General features: G+C 34.6%; 12 protein-coding genes. 2 read left to right on the top strand and 10 right to left on the bottom strand.

Annotated elements, in window-relative coordinates; translation table 11 throughout:
• The 10 genes from J3U24_RS05650 to gss all read right to left on the bottom strand — a co-directional run bounded on the left by J3U24_RS05650 (position 1) and on the right by gss (position 16,816).
• The gene (locus J3U24_RS05650; RefSeq protein ID WP_065562892.1) at positions 1-690 is read right to left on the bottom strand and encodes a hypothetical protein; all 690 of its coding nucleotides are present in this window, start codon (positions 688-690) and stop codon (positions 1-3) included.
• Positions 690-2,297, bottom strand: coding sequence for an SUMF1/EgtB/PvdO family nonheme iron enzyme (locus tag J3U24_RS05655; protein WP_267337361.1), 1,608 nt, complete (start codon positions 2,295-2,297; stop codon positions 690-692). The genes J3U24_RS05650 and J3U24_RS05655 overlap by 1 nt, the downstream gene beginning before the upstream one ends.
• Positions 2,254-3,477: an ABC transporter permease gene (locus J3U24_RS05660; RefSeq protein ID WP_267337360.1), complete on the bottom strand. Its 1,224-nt coding sequence runs from the start codon at positions 3,475-3,477 to the stop codon at positions 2,254-2,256. The genes J3U24_RS05655 and J3U24_RS05660 overlap by 44 nt, the downstream gene beginning before the upstream one ends.
• A gap of 10 nt (positions 3,478-3,487) precedes the next feature.
• A complete protein-coding gene (locus J3U24_RS05665) occupies positions 3,488-4,201 on the bottom strand; it encodes an ABC transporter ATP-binding protein (protein WP_267337359.1) in 714 nt (237 codons plus the stop codon).
• A gap of 3 nt (positions 4,202-4,204) precedes the next feature.
• The gene (locus J3U24_RS05670) at positions 4,205-6,169 is read right to left on the bottom strand and encodes a vWA domain-containing protein (RefSeq protein ID WP_065734941.1); all 1,965 of its coding nucleotides are present in this window, start codon (positions 6,167-6,169) and stop codon (positions 4,205-4,207) included.
• A gap of 12 nt (positions 6,170-6,181) precedes the next feature.
• A complete protein-coding gene (locus J3U24_RS05675; RefSeq protein WP_267337358.1) occupies positions 6,182-7,231 on the bottom strand; it encodes a hypothetical protein in 1,050 nt (349 codons plus the stop codon).
• Positions 7,232-7,357: 126 nt separating this feature from the next.
• Positions 7,358-10,030, bottom strand: coding sequence for a putative virulence factor (locus J3U24_RS05680; RefSeq protein WP_267337357.1), 2,673 nt, complete (start codon positions 10,028-10,030; stop codon positions 7,358-7,360).
• Positions 10,027-13,053: a virulence factor SrfB gene (locus J3U24_RS05685; RefSeq protein WP_065562899.1), complete on the bottom strand. Its 3,027-nt coding sequence runs from the start codon at positions 13,051-13,053 to the stop codon at positions 10,027-10,029. Before J3U24_RS05685 ends, J3U24_RS05680 begins: the two co-directional genes overlap by 4 nt.
• Positions 13,054-13,061: 8 nt before the next feature.
• Positions 13,062-14,711 (bottom strand): SrfA family protein, encoded by a 1,650-nt coding sequence (locus J3U24_RS05690; protein ID WP_267337356.1) that lies wholly within the window; start codon positions 14,709-14,711, stop codon positions 13,062-13,064.
• 212 nt (positions 14,712-14,923) lie between these two features.
• Positions 14,924-16,816 carry a bifunctional glutathionylspermidine amidase/synthase gene (gss, locus tag J3U24_RS05695; protein ID WP_220225278.1) on the bottom strand — a complete coding sequence of 631 codons (1,893 nt, stop codon included), beginning with the start codon at positions 16,814-16,816 and terminating at the stop codon, positions 14,924-14,926.
• A 181-nt stretch (positions 16,817-16,997) separates the two neighbouring features.
• Between gss and ybeD the strand changes: the two genes are divergently transcribed.
• Positions 16,998-17,264 (top strand): DUF493 family protein YbeD, encoded by a 267-nt coding sequence (gene ybeD, locus J3U24_RS05700; RefSeq protein WP_034883735.1) that lies wholly within the window; start codon positions 16,998-17,000, stop codon positions 17,262-17,264.
• Between the two features lie 67 nt (positions 17,265-17,331).
• Complete coding sequence (locus tag J3U24_RS05705; RefSeq protein ID WP_267337355.1) at positions 17,332-18,609, top strand: bifunctional O-acetylhomoserine aminocarboxypropyltransferase/cysteine synthase; 1,278 nt, start codon at positions 17,332-17,334, stop codon at positions 18,607-18,609.
• The last annotated feature ends 9 nt before the right edge of the window (positions 18,610-18,618 follow it).

Below are 18,618 nucleotides of genomic sequence, written 5' to 3' on the forward strand. Positions count from 1 at the left end.
TTAGCTTACCTTCACTGCTGAGCGTTGCTGAGTAACAAGGTTGACTTGCTTTTCAAGCACAGCAATTTGTTTATGTAATTGGTTAATTTGTTTATCAAGTTTTGAAACGTTTACGCCTGATCGTCGTTCTTGAGCAGAAATTGATATCCAATCTCTTTCAACTTTTTTCATACGAGATAATTTATCTGTTAAATAAGCAATGTTAGCATCAATTTGAGTTAAATCACGTTTAGCTTCGGTTTTATTCACTGTTTGTGACTTAATTTGATTATTTAATGTTTTAAGTGTTGCTAAATTTTTATCTAATACAGTTTTAGCTGTTTCTGTTACAGCTTGAACTTCATAAGTATTTTGCTGAACATCTTGAATATAAACATCAAGTCGCATTTCGGCATCAGCGTATTCTGCACGTTTAGTATCAAGATAGTAATTTGCACCCATCATTACACCACAACCCACTGCAGCTGACGCAATACAAGTACCTGCTTTACCACCTAATAAAAAACATCCAACACCAGCTACACCTGCACCTACAGCGCAAGACTGCCATGCTGATTTACTAAAGAACTTAGCACTATTACTTTTAGTTAAGGTAGGATCTACACCTTTAGTTCTTGCCCCACCCGAATTCTGACAACCAGTTAAAACCATTGAGATACATAAGGTTATCGTTACTATTAGTTTATTCATTATTTTTTCCCTTTTATTTCATTACATGTTTGAAGCCAAGTGGAACGCTCGATCTTCCCTGATTCAATATATTGATTAATATGTTTGAAATAGAGTTTTAAATAATCACTCATATTAGCCTTACCACTATTTTCTAAAATAAATTGTGTGGGTTTAGATTGATTATTAATCGTGTCTATTTCATAATTTGTAGCAGTATTTACAATCGTATCAGAATAATATTTTAGTATAAAATCACGCGCCTTTTTAGATTCATCTAAGACATTTTTTAAATTATTTAATTTCACTTTCGAGCACATATTTTCATCATCTAAAGAATCTATTTCGTTTGGATCACAGATTTCTTCAGTCATTGTTTCATACAGATTATTATTATATTCAAATTTATCATTCAAATCTGATACATTAGCACAGAGGAAAGCACCTAATTGTAGTGCTGATTGAATCGAGCGATCTCTTTGTTCATCTCGCGCTTGATTAGCGCTGCGTAATAGGGCATTTAGTTGATTTAATTCCTTTTTAGTTTTTTCATCATCAACTTGTTTAGTGATTTTTTCAAGTTCATTGACAACATTCTCATTCTTCGAAATGCCAGCACCATTACCTAATTCGTTCCATTCTTGATCGAGCTGTTTTACCAGATCATTCGACTGAATAACTTCACTTGTATAAACTAAACGAAAACCAACATCTTTGCTTTTATATGCACTTTGAGCATCATAATAAGGTTTTTCCGTTCTAATAGCTGTTGTCATTGAGGATTCAGGTGTCAAATAACTGCCTCCTCGAACAATCATACCGCCTTGTTGTCCATGGTAACGATCAAGCTTATTCATACGGAATGAATCAAACATCATTTCACTTGCATTACCCAAAATATCATAGATATCAAGAGGGTTAGGTTCTAATCGCCCAATAAGCTGCAATTTACCATTTGCTGATTTAGCACCTGAGAACCAAGCATAATTTTCTAAGTTATTAGTCATAGGAAATCTTGATTCTCTAAATTCCGATTCCGTAACTTTAGACCCACCTCGTGCTGCATATTCCCATTCAGTATTACTGGGTAATCGAACATAACCTTTAGGTACATCAATTGATTTAACTGTAGATTGATTAAGTAACCATCGATTATATTTATCAGTAAAAGCAACGGCATCAAACCAACTAACTTCAGTAATTGGGAAAATAAGATTAGGTTTAGTGGTTGGACAAGTATCATTCATAACAGCTTGATATTGAAGTGCAGTAATTTCATATTTACCAATAAGAAAATACCTTTCCTTACCAGCATCGGAAAAACTACCAGATATATAATTAGGAGTCGCATACTCAGCAAAACCTAATTCTTTATTATTACTACCTAAAACAATTTTGACATCATCTAGTAGTTTACGTGTTGGTGTAAAAACTTTTTTCATCACCAAACTGCCTTCACATGGCATAGGTAAAATAACGTCATCATTTGAAGGTTTGGGATTATAAAATTTACTATCCCATGGTTCAGCATAACTTATACTCGAAATTAAACCTAATCCAATTGCCAAGAAAACTGGTCTAAAATTACGCTTCGCGTAGGCTTTCTGCTGGTTGAATACTAATAGCACCTCGTCCTCCTATCGCAACAACAACAAATGATATAAATAACGTTAATACAAATGCGATAATAAAATGATAAAATTGTAATTGACTTACAATTGGTTGTGAAACTAAATTTTTACCTAAGACCAGATTAAATGTACAATTCCCTAATAAAAAAAGTACACATGAAACAATAAAAGCTAAACAACTTAATGCCATCGCTTGAGTAAGCAAATAAAACATCACTTCCTTAGACTTAAATCCGATAAGTCTCATAAAAGCAATATCTTTACGCTTTCGCTCAATATTAGATAAAAATGAACCACTAAAGGATAATATACAACCAAAAATTGCGGTAATAGCAATCACGCTGAAAATAAAACTAAGTACCTTATCAATTGCTTGCATATTTTCAATTGCATTTGCTTGTGTTCGAGTTTCTATATTTTTTTCACGTAATTTCAATGATAAAGGCGCAACATTATCAAGAGAATTGGCATAAATTCGCGCTCTGGCAAATGAATCAGGATAAGTAGAATTAGCCAAACCGGTTCCGGTTGAAAAAATTTCACTTTGAAAACCGTCGTAAAAATGTTCCATTTCAATTAAAAGGTCTAAACTTACAAAACCGGCTGCACGTCCATAATAAGTTTCAGGCACAATGCCAATAACCTCTAATTCCGTCATACCTTTTTCAATTTTGCCATCCAGTTGCCTTGTGATTACCATTTTTACTCGGCTTCCTATTTTTGCTTGCATTTTTTCAGCAGCTAGAGCGCTCAATAAAACTTGTTTTTCTTGACTAATCAATGGCATATTTTGGGTTATCGGATCACCTTTTGCTGTTGGAAGAACTTCAACATTATTAACAAAATGTCCAGAATCTTTAAACATATCTGCTTGGGTATTCAATGAACGTGTAAGAGGAATAACAAATGCAGTTTCAGGTTGGTTTTTAATCCAATCAAACATTGACTGATCAAATTGTAAATTACCAACAATTTTTACTTCTAAATTTTGTGGATCATTAAGTAATTGATGGCGTAGCTGTGCAACAACACCATATTTTAAACTAAACAAAAGTAACAAGGGTGTAATAACTGATATTATTGAAGCAATAATACAAAATGATACTTTCTTGTCATACCATAAATCGGCCAATGATAATCGAGAAATAAACCGCCACTTTGATGTTACTTTATCCATATTTTACACCTTACTTTATAACGGACGGTAAAAATTCTGACGATTGCATAGATGTTAATTTTGCCGATAAAGTGAACAACCCTTTATTTTCAATTCGTTGCCAATCATGTGTAACAATCATTGCAGCAATATTATCTTGTTGAGCTTGTTCTATTATTAAATCAAATAACAAATTAGCATTATAAGGATCAAGAGCAGAGGTTGGCTCATCAGCTAATAATAACGCGGGTTTATGAATAATAGATCGAATAAAAGATGCCCGTTGCCTTTCACCTATAGATAGTTGTTTTGGATATTTATTCAATAAATGAGCAATATTGAGTTTATTAACCAAATAGTCAAATCGATTAGAATCAACAGGTTTTCGCAATACTTTAGCTGATAACAAAATATTATTTTTAATATTTAAAAATGGTAATAATCCACCTGTTTGTAACATAAAACCCAAATATTGCGCTCGAATATTGGCTAATTGATTAATATTATTCTGATGAATCACATTAGCAATGTCATAAGTTTCATTATCAACCATAAGATTATAACAATCGACTTCATCTGGCTTAAGAATCAAGCCTATCATCTCAAGTAAAGTACTTTTACCGCAACCACTATCACCTTTAATGACAACCACTTGCCCTGCTTTCACCGAAAGCTCAGGTAAACAAACCTTAAAAAAAGATTTACCGATCGGTCTAGAAATCACCAAATTATTTATAGTTAACATATTTTATGGCAACATTTCTAATGGAATCGGGTAAACGTTTTCTCTAGGGTCACTACCTTCAGATAGTGATATCCAACGATCAACATCAGCATTACATTTTTGGTAATAACGTACTTTACTATTTAGATTACGTATGAATTTTTCTTGTTCAATCCCACTCATACTTTTCCATGTCTCTTGATCAAGACTAGTTACATCACTTTTATACGGAATATTATCTAAATATTCACCTAATAGTCCTAAATCAGCAATTTTTGTGACTGAATCTGATTTTAATTTACTTGGATCTTGCCCCATCGCAGCAGCAACAGAACGTAATTGTGAGAACATATCATCGGCAGAAATTAACCCATCATTAGCAGCATTAGCGATTTTAGTTACAATATCGCTTAAATCACTTAATTGTGATTTAGTTAGTAAAATTCTAGGTTCTGCTGTTGGGATTGTCGGTTTAACAAAGTCTTTATCAGCTATCCAGGCTTTAAAAACTGACGGAGCCTTAGTTCCGTTAGTATCACCTAAATAAGCAAGCTGCATTGCTTTACCTAATAGTAAAGCATCTTTTAACATATTAGAGTCATTATCATCTTTGGCATTAAGGGCATTACCAACTGAAGACTCACCTTTATAGGCTAATTTAACTTGCTCTGATAATGCTTGAGCCAATGAATCTACTTTTTTACCAAACTCATTTACATCACCAGCATTAACAGGATAATAAAGTGACTTATGAATAAAATCGTTATAGGTCAAATCAGAATATTGCTTTTCGGCCACTTGATGATCTTTTTCACCACTTGGCGTTTTTAAATGTAAAGCATAAATTGCAACACCTTTATGCTGTGCTTCAAGTCGTAATTGAGCAGCATCCATACCTGTACTTGAAAGCTTATCATCGCCAGGAATAGCGCTTGCATCAGTAATTAGAATCATATATCGAGCGCCAAAATTATTCCAATTAATATCATTTAACGCTTGTGCAACACCCGCGTAAGAGTCCTCAGCAAAATAAGTTGTTGAGACCGTGGCTTGTTTAAGAGAAGCACTAAGTTTTTTGAATTCTTCCTTATTTTTTACTTGATTTGGATCTACAAATATCTTACTGACAAACTCCAATTTATCCGAAGCTTTTAAGCTTGAACGAAAAGATACCAATCCAAATTTAACCTGATCTTGTAACTGCTCTTTTTCAATACGCTGATAAACTCGTTCAACAGCCTCTTTTGTTCTCGATATATAAGGATCCATCGAAATCGTTGAATCAATAACAAACACAATTGCAGCTTTAAATGGAGCAACTTGGTTAGTATTATCATCCGAAGATGAGGTAGATGGTTTATTATTACTTTTAACCACCGCTTGTTGTTTACTAACTGAAGCCACCTCTAAAATTCGTTCATAAAAACCTTGCCCATTCATTACCTCCTCACCTTGTAAAATCGGTAATAAATAAAAATTATTCTTGAAATCAACAAATTCCTTAGGTTCTTGAGCCAGAATCTGTGGTACGGCTTTATTCTCTTTTAGTGCGTCTCGAATGGGTTTTAATAACGTTTCAGGATTATCCGCATCAACAATTGAGGATAATGAGGCTTTATCTTTAAAAAATAACAGCGGGTCACGATCAACTGGATTTGTGAACACTAAAGTCAATTGCATATTCCACTCAACCGCACATGAATTATTAATCCAACCAACTGTATTGCCGTAAGAATCTGGACCAACATTCAACCATTCTTGATTATTCTCATTTTTACGTTCATAGACATAATAACGAGAAAACGCAGGTACTGATTGGCCTTTAGCATCATTAATATTCTTCTTCAATTCACACGTCGGAGTACTAAGAACTCGCTGATAAAGTGTTGTTTTACCTGCTTGCTTTAATGGTTCTAAAGCTGACGTAACTAAAGGTAAGCAAGTAAGACTAAATCCGATAATCAATATTGAAATTAATGTTTTTTTCATACCTGCACCTTATTATTTTTGCAATTCAGCTAGGCGTTCTTTAGCTAAAACGTTATTAGGATCATTATTCAATGATGTTTCATACCAATAAATTGCGGTACCTTTATCAATTTTAAAGCACTGATTATCTTGATAAAATTTTTCATCATATTCTTTAGCATAAAGTAAAGCAATTTTAGCATTCAGCAAAGACTGATTAGCATATAAACGCTGAGCGATATTACATTTATTTGCTTGTTTTGCTTGATTTATTATCTCAATTATTGTGTCCGTATCAGGTTTTGACTGTAAACACTGTTGAATAAAAGATAAATCATTACTGTTTGCATTTGTAACGTCACACTGACTATTCATTGTTGCAGTCAAAGGACTCTTATCTTTTGAAAAGAAGAAATACCATGCCGCTACACTTAGACCAGCTAAAACTAATAATGTGATAAAAATTAGGATAATTATTCCCTTTTTACTTTTTGATTTAACTGGTTGTGGAGTAGAAACTTCTTCTGGTGTAATCGCAGGTTCAGGCTCAGGAGCTGCTTCTATTTCAACTTCAGGCTCGGCAATTACCTGATTTTCTTCTTCAGCAACAGGCAATTCAGTTTGAGGAATATCAGATTCTGAAGGTGCTTTAGAATCTGATTCAGTAAAATTCGAAACAATCTCATCAGGCTCAATTTTATCTTCTTCTATAGCATCAGATTGTTGAGTATTTAGAGCAGATGATGGAAATACTGTTTCACCAATATTAACAACACCACTATCGATATAACTTTCATTTTGCTTATCACGGATCTGAATAAGAAATCTAACACGGTTTTCTTGAGACAATAATGAGTCAACTAACCACTCATCAACTTGGCCAGTTAATTGCTCATTATCTACCGACATATTAGTTAATGTATGCCAATTTTTTTCTGGTCCCCACTGATTAAGACCTGATAAATAATAACCATCCTGATTACGTTGAATAAGCATATCAATATCGGCACTACCATTCCATTTTTGTGCCAAAAATTTAGCAATACCTGGCTTGTAGCCTTCTAATTCAATTTTTAATGCCATGATATCCTCTATTTCACAATTATAATGTTATCAATATGGATTGATAAATCTTTCATAATAGAAGGTAGTTTAAGCTACCTTTTTTATAATTATTAAATGATAACCATCTAATATAATCACAACATATTATTTTATTTGCGATTGTTTAAAGATAGTTAAAACCTCACCAAGTTGAGAATTTTGTTCTTGACTAATTTCACGCCCAGCGTGATGCCCGACATTTTCTTGTGCCAGCACCGCAAATGCAATAAACCAATCAAATATAGCAAACTGAGAATAATTTTTAGTCTTATCATCAAGCACTGGAAGTGGATGAGATAATTGACTTGAAAATTGGCTCAACGGTGAAGAAAATATAGGTTTACCTTGATTAACACGGCTTGTCGGTATTTCATTTGCTTGCCCTTGAATAAACCCAAGCCAAGCAATAAAGTCGGTCAAAAAGAGATGAATAGAGCTAATTTGTCGAGACTCAAGATCATCACGTTTACTTCCCATATTTTCGATATCTAAAATTTTCTGCGTTAAACTTGCTTCAAGTTTTAAACGGTTAGCGGCAGTTATTAATTCTTCAACAATAAAAGAGAGTGATTTTTGCTCAAGTCCAAAAAATTGTAATATATGTTTATCTAATACAATATTTCTTAAATGCTCCAACCATGCAGTAAATACGTTTTTCGCAAATTTTGATTCAGTAGGTAAACTAGCAACAGCTTTAGGTTTTAGAGGAGAGCTAGAATCGGGGAACAGCTCAAATTCAGTATTTAAACCAAAATCGTTTGAAGAATTATCTAATATATCATCACTACCTGTAGTGCTAACTTCATTATTTATATGGCTTGAATGATAAAGAGCTCGAATAGTTTGATCTGGCAATTCTAAAACTTTAAGTAGTTCGCCTAATAATAACGCTTTACCTTGTAGTTCTTTTACTACACCACTAATGATTTGTTTTTTCTTACCAAGTTCTTCATCACTGCCGGCTTGATACCAAGTATCAAAACGCATATTGATGATATAATCTATTTTCTCATTGAGTTGCTCAACAATTCGTTGTTGTTTAACTTCAGTAATCGCGACTTGTTCTAAATATTGACTAATTCGACCAATTCCACCATCATTTAGTTTCAACATCGCATCCCAAGCTTGGTCTGGATCGCTTACATACTCTTTAATATCTGGATTTTCAACAAATGTCTTTTTCAAAACTGACATTTCTTGTTGATAATTATCATTATAAGATAATTCAAGATTTGCCTTGGCGTCGACATTTAAAAACGGTACATCAAATCCAGGTTTACGAACCAAAAATACATTATTAAATTTACCATTATTTGACCAATTGGATAACCAATCATAGCTACCAAAACGTTCTAAAATAGTTTGTTGTAATAAGCCACCTTTACCCCAAGTATTACTTAGATTATCTTCTGATTGATGTAATGATGCTCCAATTCTTTTATCAAACATGGTAATAGCCCATAGTAAGCCAGCTTTTTTAGTAGCCCTTTTCTCAGCGGTTTCACCTTGCGTTTTATCAATCCAACGTTCTAATACTGGACCAACATCATTAACATCTGACTGTTTATCTGATGGAGTACAAACAACCAAAACATTCATTTCTTGGCTATCAGTATATTTCTCAAATAGATAAGCAACTTTACCACGCAATAAAAGTTGAGCAATTGGATTACCTTCTTTAACATCAGAGATAGAAATTAAATTTAATCGACCTCGATATCCAGGAAAATCAAGTAAATCGACCTTCTCAAAAGTTGGTACTCGAGTTTGATTTACTAAAGGGAAGATTAATTCTGCGGTTAAAAAAGCTAATTGAGCTAATGATATCGAAGTTGGTATTCCATTAAGTGGTGTAACGGATACAGATGAATCTTTCTCCGTATTTAACCTTTCAAGCATATCAACATTCATTATGCTATCAATCTGTGACTTTTTACCATCATGCTCCTTCACCAATACTGAAAGAGGTGCATAAATAGTATTAGCATGGTTTAAACTTGACAAGGTCGTAGCTAACTGCACATAAATTGCAGTGAGTTCACTTATGCCTCCCCACAACACAGAGAATAAAGCACCTCGGTCTACAGTCGAAAGATAAGGTAGTAAAGACACAGCTTTCTCCCAATACCCTCCTTTTAAACCTTCAAGTGAATTACCAAAGTTTTCAGATAAATAATCATAGAGATCAACAATATCATCTTCAGTTATACCACCCGTATAATCAGATTGTTTTTTATTTTCAGATTGTTGAATAAGTTGATTTAACTCTGAAAATTCAATCTTATTCACAACTTTCTGTTGATCAAAATCTTTAAAATATGCATTAATTAAAATTTTAACAATTTCGATTTCTTGAAAAAGTTTAAGCTCTAGCGGATAGTTGGCAATGCCACCTTTAGCGGTACGACTAAATCGTGTAACAAGTCCCGTTGCCTCTTTACCACCGCCAACAGGATTGACATGATCAATAAAATCTAATATTTCATTATCGACAACGGTTTCAAGCTTACCATTCTCACCCGCAGCTAACGCTGAAATGAGATAAGATTTACCTGCTTGCGACAATCCAAAAAAGCCCACTGCAACAGACTTGGTTGACACATCACCCAATCGTTTTGCGCTATTACGCAAACGACGTAGATCTAGAATTAAATTATCAGCCTCATTGTTCAAACGCTTTGATGAATCTCGGGTTTGACTCACCCACTCTATTGCCTGTTCTGATGCTTGATAAACCTGTTCCCAAGATTTAGGGAGTTGTTCATTTAAATTTTTCATCGTTTTATCATTCCACTATCAAGCCAATATTGTGTGCTAATTAAACCTGAATTTACCATTGTGTTTAAATTAAGTTTGATATCCTTGGTTTTATTACAAGCACGTCCATCTGAAGCTTTGACATCTTTAATATAAAAATTCTCAACAGTTTTTTGTCGATTTTTAATGCCTAAAGTTACCTCTAAAACCACACCCTCAGCACTCAACCGTTTAGCAACATCACTATTTTCAATAGTCAAAATATAAATTGGTGATGCAGGCCAACGATCGATTTCAAGCTGTTTAAAACCAAGCCTTGTTGTGCCTCTAATTTCGAAAGAATGGTCAGGAAAATCATAATCAGGATCATCTAAATCAATATCTTGATAATAAATATTTTCTTTCTTTATCATGTTAAGATTATCTAACAAACCAATGTATTTGACTGTTGAATATAAATCCATATTCGATGATCTAAAATAGAAATTCGGTAATCTTAAGTTTTTACTTAGAAAACATAACATAGCGCCAACAGCAGCCGTTGTTTTTGGATCATCAATACGTTCTTGTTTATGGAATGGATACCATCCACCTGTATAATAACCATGTAATGGTAATATACGTCCTACTGGCATTGATAATCGTGAACGGAAATAACTTTGAACACCAGGCAGCCGCGAAGGACGACCTGTTAATAACAATACATCACATTGATAACAACTAATAATCTCTGATAACGCATCAAACGTTTTACAAATATTGTAATAATCACCACGAATAAATAAGTGATGAATACGTTTAAGGTCAATTTCCACATTTAAATCAAGCACAGAAAATTCAGGATTATTTAATGCTCGACTAATCGGTTCATTAATAAAATTCAGAACATGATCGGTCATCGCATTATTTTGCAGTAATTCACTAAATGTCATGTTATAAACATGCTGCTCAGCATGTAATGGATCATAAAGCTCATAAAGCTTTAATACATGCAAGCCTACTGGCGTAAACAGTTGTAAAGTTAATTGTTGGCGCAGTACTGCATCTTGTATTGATACCTGCTGAGAACCAATAATAGTAGATAAAATCGGATTAGGATCTGCAAGCCCAGCTTGTTTTAGGCCATTGTTTAGCGAAGATAAAACGGTATCTTGAATAATATCAAGTAAAATATCATCACCAGCGACTTTAAATCCATCACGAAAACGTTGTGTCGGAACAATGTAAGCATTACTGCCACTAAGCTGTTTATTAGCACCATAATCAAGTTCATAATCATTTATAACTAAATCAGTTGTGCCACCACCAATATCAACGGTCGCAATCGTTAATTTTTGTTTATTGGTTTTATCTGGTCTGACCATTGAAGCTATAAACTCTTCTGATCGACCATTATAATTGTTTTGAGTTTCATTAAAGAGATAGACCACTTGGCCACAGGTCGCTTCATCCCACTGAATGTAAATTTCAGGGATGTTTGGCCATATACTTTTTAATTGTTCAGGATCACTAAAATCTATATCATCGTCAGAACTATCCCAACCTAAACTTTTCCATACCAAACCGATAGCTTGATAAACACAGCTTTTAAAGATAGCTTGTTCTGGTTTTGGCATCGCTGGGGGGATAGTAAGAATAATTGAACGTAAATTACGAGGCGTTCTAGCGTGTTCAAGCTTATTACGCTGAGCAACACTATTTATTTGCATTAAAGCATGCATTAATACTTCACATAGCATAAATGTCATTAGTGAGCTACGTGAATATTTTGGATGAAACACAGGCATTTTACGATCAAATTCTTCCTCAATTTCATTACTGAGGACATGCAGTGCTTCACCATATTCATTAATTAAGCTAGAGAACGGCTCTGCCGTTGCAAAGGGTTCATGATCGCTCTTCACATAATGAGAATTGAATCGCCAACCTTGCTCATACTTCTCCTGATCCCACAAATAACGTTTTGGACTTGAAAGCCCAGTTGCACCTTCGTTCCCTTCACGACGACTAGCTAAACGACTGGCTTCTTTTCCAACTCGTACAATACTAGGCCAGCGGAAAGTATCACGTCGTCCACTTTGTAAAGAAAAGTGCTCTTTACCAAAAAAGGTTTGTGCAAATTCTACTCGGCTCTCAAACGGTTCATTATAGATATGTTCAGGTTGAGTTAAATCCCGAATTTCAAGCTCATAGCGACGATTTAAGCTATCTTTATCTTGAACGTGATCTTCAATTAGTATTCCACATGTTCTAGAATTACCAACATCTAAAATCATATCAACAGGAATTGATTTAACCACATCATCTCGATTATTTGAGACAATTTTGATTTTTGGTAACTGTAATGAATCAGCAAGCAAATTAAGAATATTTAAATAATGACCATAGTAAGCTTTATTATTTATTTCTAACTCAATATCATCTTTATGAATTTTTAGTCGCTCTGGTTGGGGCGCTAACTCTTGAAATAGATCAATTAACCAACTGGTGATCCACTTTTGCTCTAAGTACCAAGCAACTTGATCTGAACGATGAGCTAAACTAAAAACAGCTCCTGTTTTGACATCATTTTCAGTCGGCGCTAAATAAGCAACGTCCTGCATATTGCTGAAAATTTTTGTATCGAAGGCGAATGTAATGCGGTGTGTATTGCCATCAGCATCTTCACCTTCTGGTATACTAACAATTCGAACTCGACTCCAGTTATGCGGGCCTTTATCAAAACGCTCTGGTGGCATTGATCTTAAAACTGGCACAGGTAACCAAATGCCATCAAACAGTTTTAATGATTGGTCAACACTTATCTCTTGAGTTGGCGTAACAGCAAAAGAGAGATTATCCGGCGCAAAAAATTTACCACTATCGATATCTTCAATTAATCTAACTAGTGCTCCGCTTTCTGATGGATCAATAAAACAGCCATTAACTTTACTTCGCCATTTATTATCTTTCCAATCTATTTTTAATGCAAAATCAAGAAACTGAATTCCACTATTCATGATAAGTGTGACTTCTTGACCATAATTGCGTATTTCTGGAAGCATATACAAACCTATTGTTTTTTCATCGTAATTGGGAATGAAGTCCCGTTATCATAAACTCCCTGACAATCAGCTTGATTATTTTTGCCAGGTTTACACTGAATATTTGGTAATTTATATTTAGTATTATCACTACAAGTAGCTTCGGTATTACCCACAATATTTAAATTCGCGTTTTGAATCCCACTACCGACCTTACCAACACATTTGACGCCATCGCTACGAGTAAGCGTCACTTCACCATTGCCTTGATTAAAATTATAACTTAATTGTAATGGTTTACCGGTTGCTTTATCTTGAATACCGGCTCCAACTGACCATTGGCCATTTAAAAAGTTCGTTGACCCTTGCTTTAATGCATCAGTAGGTAAAGCTAAATTTTGGGATTGATTAGCATTGGTATCAGGTGAATTACCTTGATTAGAAGTGTTAGCTTCAGGATTATTAACGACATCTGGTGGTGTCGTTTGAGCATTTTTATCGTCATTATTCTGACCATTTTGATCCACGTTTTTATCATCAGGCGAATTAGGATTATTCGGGGTATTATTATCTTCACTCCCTTTATTTCCTTGATCACCTTGATCACCGTTATTTCCTTTATCATCAGGATTATTTGCATCAGGAGGCGTAGGTTGAAGTGGATCTGTAACACCATTTGCAGTATTTTCTACTGTTTCATTTGGAGCAGCAGGTGGTACAGCTGAATTATCAACAGCAGCAGAATCGGTTGGAACTGCATTCACTGCATTAGGATCTACAGCAACAGTCCGATTTGATACGACACCATTAACCACACCAACAGGTCTGTTATCTATGATAACTTCTTTAGGTTTTTGCTCAGGATCCTGTTTATTATCCTCTGGTTTTTTGAGTTCTTCTGGTTTTTCTTCTTTCTTTTCATTGTTAACAACAGAAGAATTAACTTTATTATCTATTGAGATATTGGGATCTAAAGTTATACTTGGTTTTAACCAATAACCTTTTAACCACAGCAACGCTAACAATAGTAATAAAAGGAGTAATAATCCCAATAACCAAACCCACCAACGCTTCCACCAAGGCTTTTTAACAACAACAGGTATTTTTTGAGAAGGTGCGGGTGCTGTACTTCTAAAGGCCTCTAAACAATAAAATGGCGAAGTCGCTTGTGGTGTTTGCGGATTAACAAAGCCCCAAAAAGTAATAACGGGTTTGCCATTAACAATATAAACAAACTGATTGCTAGGAAAGCGTATCGCCATCAAATTAGGTTCGAGGCTATCTGCTCTTTGTTTAGGATCATAGATAAGCCGACTAAAAAGTAGTTGGTCACCTTCTAAATTGGGGTTTCTAGATAATTTTTGACCTAATTCGATAACTTTGTTTTCAAAATCTTTAAGCAAAACTAGGGCAGATTCTTTTTCTGATTCACTAGCCGATGTCCAAGGAACAATATCATATTCCCCATCAGGTGAGTCTGAATCGAAAGGGATATACCAATCAACAATATTACCCTGATCATTACGTTGTGGGATAGCTAAACAATCTGAGTATTGACGCCCTAATTTGACTCGGAACATTTCTCGAATTTGAGAAGCAACAAGATAAGCTGCTTTACCATCATGCCCGAGCATTTTAAAATCTTTTATATCACCACTTCGGAGTAATGTGTTTGCCATATATTTCCTGATATTCCTTTAAATTACTTATATTTTTTGTAATTATTATTTGACTAAATCAATTCTATCAGAAATAGCAAGTTGTTGTCATTGTTAACCCAAAAGATAATATGATTTTTTTGTCATATTTAATTCTTTATAATGAGTTAAGTTATAAATATTCAACTAATTAATGACTAAATTGTTAAATTAGACCTCAAAAACCCCGTTCCTCAACTTTTTTTTGATTTCTGTTTTAAAAATTCTTCATCCGTTAACACTCGTAGTGGTTGCATATCACTTTCTCCTCTTATAACCAAAGAAGGATCAGAACGTAAACACGCACCTCCATAATGACCACCAACGGTGAAAGTACAAACTTGCAAATAACGATCATCAACTTTTGGCAAACACCATAATTCTTGATAAATATTTTCCTGTTTTGCAAATCGTCCAACAGTTTTATCCAACACTTGTTCATGACTACCAACTAACTCAATATCACTACCTCTTCGCCCGGCAATAGGCTTAATTGCGTAGCCTTTTTTGATTAAGTTGTCATTAAGTTCAAATGTAGATTCAAGCAAATAACGATGATTCGGAAATAGAGACCATAATACAGGTAAAATAGCTTTATTACTTGGGATTACAGTCCATAAAGGCTCAAAAACAGATACCTCAGGCCGCAGCAATACATCAATTAATCTAACCGCATTTTCAGGATGCCATGTTCGAATCGGCAATCCTGCTACTTGTGCTTCACTTTCTTGGCGTAATTGTTCAAGTACAGTTTCCCATGCCCACGTTTTCCAGACACAGGTAACTTGACGATCTTCATCATCAACTAAGCGTCCGCGTTTATCCCATCTTAACCCGGTTAGTCCTCGTAAAATTTTACTTTTAAATCCAGCTTGAGTCAGGGCCTTTTGCATAAATAGTGCATGATAATTTTCCTCATTGTCATTATCTTGCATAATGTGTACAAATGCTTTTGCGTCGCTATGCTTCCAACAACTAGCTAAAGCATTGAGTAATCCTGCACTCGGGTTTACCCCAACATTTAATTCGGCTTGGATTGCCCAATTTTCCAATATTTTTCCAGCTTCGGTATGACATGATGCAGAATCAGCATTGTATTCATAAACTTTAAAGCCTCTCTCATCCATACAAAAATCTAATCGGCCGGTGATCATTTGATAACGTCGTTGCTGCCAAGATAACCGAAGTCTAGGCCAAAGAATTTCAGGAATATTGAAATTGCATAATAAATTGTCATCTTTTAATACTTTATCTGTAGCATGTAAATACATTAAATGAAGTTCATTTGTGGCACGAATAAGTTCCTGTTCTGCACTTTCAGAAATAGTGAAATAGCGATATTGATCATCATGACTAATAGCATGGCCAGTTGCTGACACATAAGCGCTTTCTAACGGATCGTTTTCGTTTAGCCATTTGCCATCAAATTGGCCATGATTTTCAATGTGTACGCTGTGGATATCGAGTAAGTGCTTATTAACTTCAGGTTGTGGTAGGCTATAAAGTGTATTATCTGTTTGAATCATCCAACCTAAAATTTTGGTATCATCAAAAGTATCATGTAAATAAAAACCATCATCAGATACGGTCATCTCCAACTCACGCGTCCATTGCTGACCAATAGGAAGTCGGGTATGGATAACATTTTGTTCCGCAATTCGAATTTTATTATCAAAAACTTCAGTAACTATAGCAACATGACCAGTTCTATCAAATATACCGCCATCATCCCATATTAATAATGCTCCTGCTTCTGGCATTTTTTTACTGCCGTTAGCAAATGCTTGTAATGGTAAAATTGCTTCATTGATAACCTGGCGAAGAAACCTTAATGAGAAAATTTCATGTGCCATGCCAACATCAGTAAAAACAATACCATAATTTAAAAATAAAAATCTTCTGGCAAATTCAACACATTGCCACTTGTACCCCATATACTCATGACCAGAATAGCTTCGAAATGAAGCATCATTAGGAAATTGTTCAGGATCTAATGTTTCATAATCAGATGAATAAATTGCGACACCACCTGGTGCATAACCAAGTAATGTACCAAAAGGTTCTTTATTAGCGGATTGGGATGACATGTTATTTTAGCCTTTTAGAATAATAGTAAGGTAGGTTTTACTAAGCTATGTTAGAATTTGCTTATCATAGATCAAATTATAAGCTTTAAAAAGTGATGTTTATGGCTTGAAGAATAATAAATTGACTATATATATTAGCAAAAGTTAGTAGTTATATTGATAAAACGAGAAAAAGACTATTATGCAACAAACAAAATTAAATGAATTATTAGATTTCCCTTGTTCTTTCACTTATAAAGTAATGGGTGAAGCAAAACCTGAATTAGTTGATAAAGTGGTGTCAGTTATTCAGCGCCATGCGCCTGGAGATTATACACCGTCGATTAAACCAAGTAGTAAAGGTAATTATCATTCTGTTTCAATTACGATTAATGCAACACATATTGATCAGGTGGAAAGTTTATACAAAGAATTAGGTGAAATAGATATAGTGAGAATGGTTTTATAATTCTTTACTTTTTGGTAATTTTTTGCACAAAATAAGAGTCTTATAGTTGTAAATATGAGGCTCTTATATGAAACCAGAAACAATTGTTTTGCACGCAGGCTATACTCCTGAACCAACCACTCACTCCGTCGCTGTTCCCATATATCAAACGACATCTTATGCTTTTGATGACACACAACATGGTGCCGATTTATTCGATTTAAAAGTCGCGGGGAATATTTATACTCGAATAACAAATCCAACAAATGCAGTACTTGAAGCACGTGTTGCTGCTCTTGAAGGTGGTATAGGCGCTCTTGCGGTAGCATCTGGTATGGCGGCTATTACTTACGCAATACAAGCCATCACATTTGCTGGAGAAAATATTGTTTCAGTGTCTAAACTTTATGGTGGCACATATAATTTACTTGCTCATACATTGCCTAATTTTGGTATTACAACTAAATTTGCACCACACAATGACCTAAACGCTATCGAAAACCAAATTGATGACAAAACTAAAGCCATATACTGTGAAAGTATAGGTAATCCAGCTGGTAACCTTGTTGATTTGACTGCACTTGCTGATATTGCCCATCGGCATGGTATACCATTAATTGTTGATAATACAGTTGCCAGCCCTGCCCTTTGCCGACCATTTGAATTTGGCGCTGATATAGTTGTACATTCATTAACTAAATATATCGGTGGGCATGGCAATAGTTTAGGTGGAATGATAGTTGATTCTGGTAAATTTCGTTGGAAAGAGCATGCCGATAAGTATCCTATGTTAAACCAACCAGACCCTTCTTATCATGGTGTTTCTTATACTGAAAGCTTTGGTGATGCAGCTTATATTGCACGTTGTCGAGTAATACCTCTTAGAAATATGGGAGCAGCTTTATCGCCATTTAATACGTTCTTATTATTGCAAGGCCTTGAAACACTCTCTTTACGTATTGAACGTCACTGCCAAAATACACTTAAAGTTGCTAAGTATTTGGCTTCACATCCTCAAGTTGAGTGGGTCAATTATGCTGGGCTTATTGATCATCCAGAACATCATCTAGCCGTAAAACAAATGGATAATGGATTACCTGCCGGGATTTTGTCTTTTGGCATTAAAGGAGGAAAGCAAGCTGGTGCAAAATTTATTGATGCCTTAAAATTGATTATTCGTTTAGTCAATATTGGCGATACGCGTTCATTAGCTTGTCACCCAGCATCAACTACGCATAGGCAACTCAATGATGAAGAATTGCAAAAAGCTGGTGTAAGCCAAGAAATGATACGTTTATCAATTGGTATTGAACATATCGATGATATTATTGAAGATTTAGAGCAAGCACTTAACTCTGCTAAATAATAAATTTGA

Origin of the sequence: Gilliamella sp. B2785 (assembly GCF_026537005.1) — a bacterium.
GTDB lineage: Bacteria > Pseudomonadota > Gammaproteobacteria > Enterobacterales > Orbaceae > Gilliamella > Gilliamella apicola_E.

Bases quoted from the DNA above. Each gene is read 5' to 3' on its own strand.
- J3U24_RS05650 (WP_065562892.1), bottom strand. From the start codon at position 690: ATGAATAAACTAATAGTAACGATAACCTTATGTATCTCAATGGTTTTA.
- J3U24_RS05660 (WP_267337360.1), bottom strand. From the start codon at position 3,477: ATGGATAAAGTAACATCAAAGTGGCGGTTTATTTCTCGATTATCATTG.
- J3U24_RS05665 (WP_267337359.1), bottom strand. From the start codon at position 4,201: ATGTTAACTATAAATAATTTGGTGATTTCTAGACCGATCGGTAAATCT.
- J3U24_RS05670 (WP_065734941.1), bottom strand. From the start codon at position 6,169: ATGAAAAAAACATTAATTTCAATATTGATTATCGGATTTAGTCTTACT.
- J3U24_RS05675 (WP_267337358.1), bottom strand. From the start codon at position 7,231: ATGGCATTAAAAATTGAATTAGAAGGCTACAAGCCAGGTATTGCTAAA.
- J3U24_RS05680 (WP_267337357.1), bottom strand. From the start codon at position 10,030: ATGAAAAATTTAAATGAACAACTCCCTAAATCTTGGGAACAGGTTTAT.
- J3U24_RS05685 (WP_065562899.1), bottom strand. From the start codon at position 13,053: ATGCTTCCAGAAATACGCAATTATGGTCAAGAAGTCACACTTATCATG.
- J3U24_RS05690 (WP_267337356.1), bottom strand. From the start codon at position 14,711: ATGGCAAACACATTACTCCGAAGTGGTGATATAAAAGATTTTAAAATG.
- gss (WP_220225278.1), bottom strand. From the start codon at position 16,816: ATGTCATCCCAATCCGCTAATAAAGAACCTTTTGGTACATTACTTGGT.
- ybeD (WP_034883735.1), top strand. From the start codon at position 16,998: ATGCAACAAACAAAATTAAATGAATTATTAGATTTCCCTTGTTCTTTC.
- J3U24_RS05705 (WP_267337355.1), top strand. From the start codon at position 17,332: ATGAAACCAGAAACAATTGTTTTGCACGCAGGCTATACTCCTGAACCA.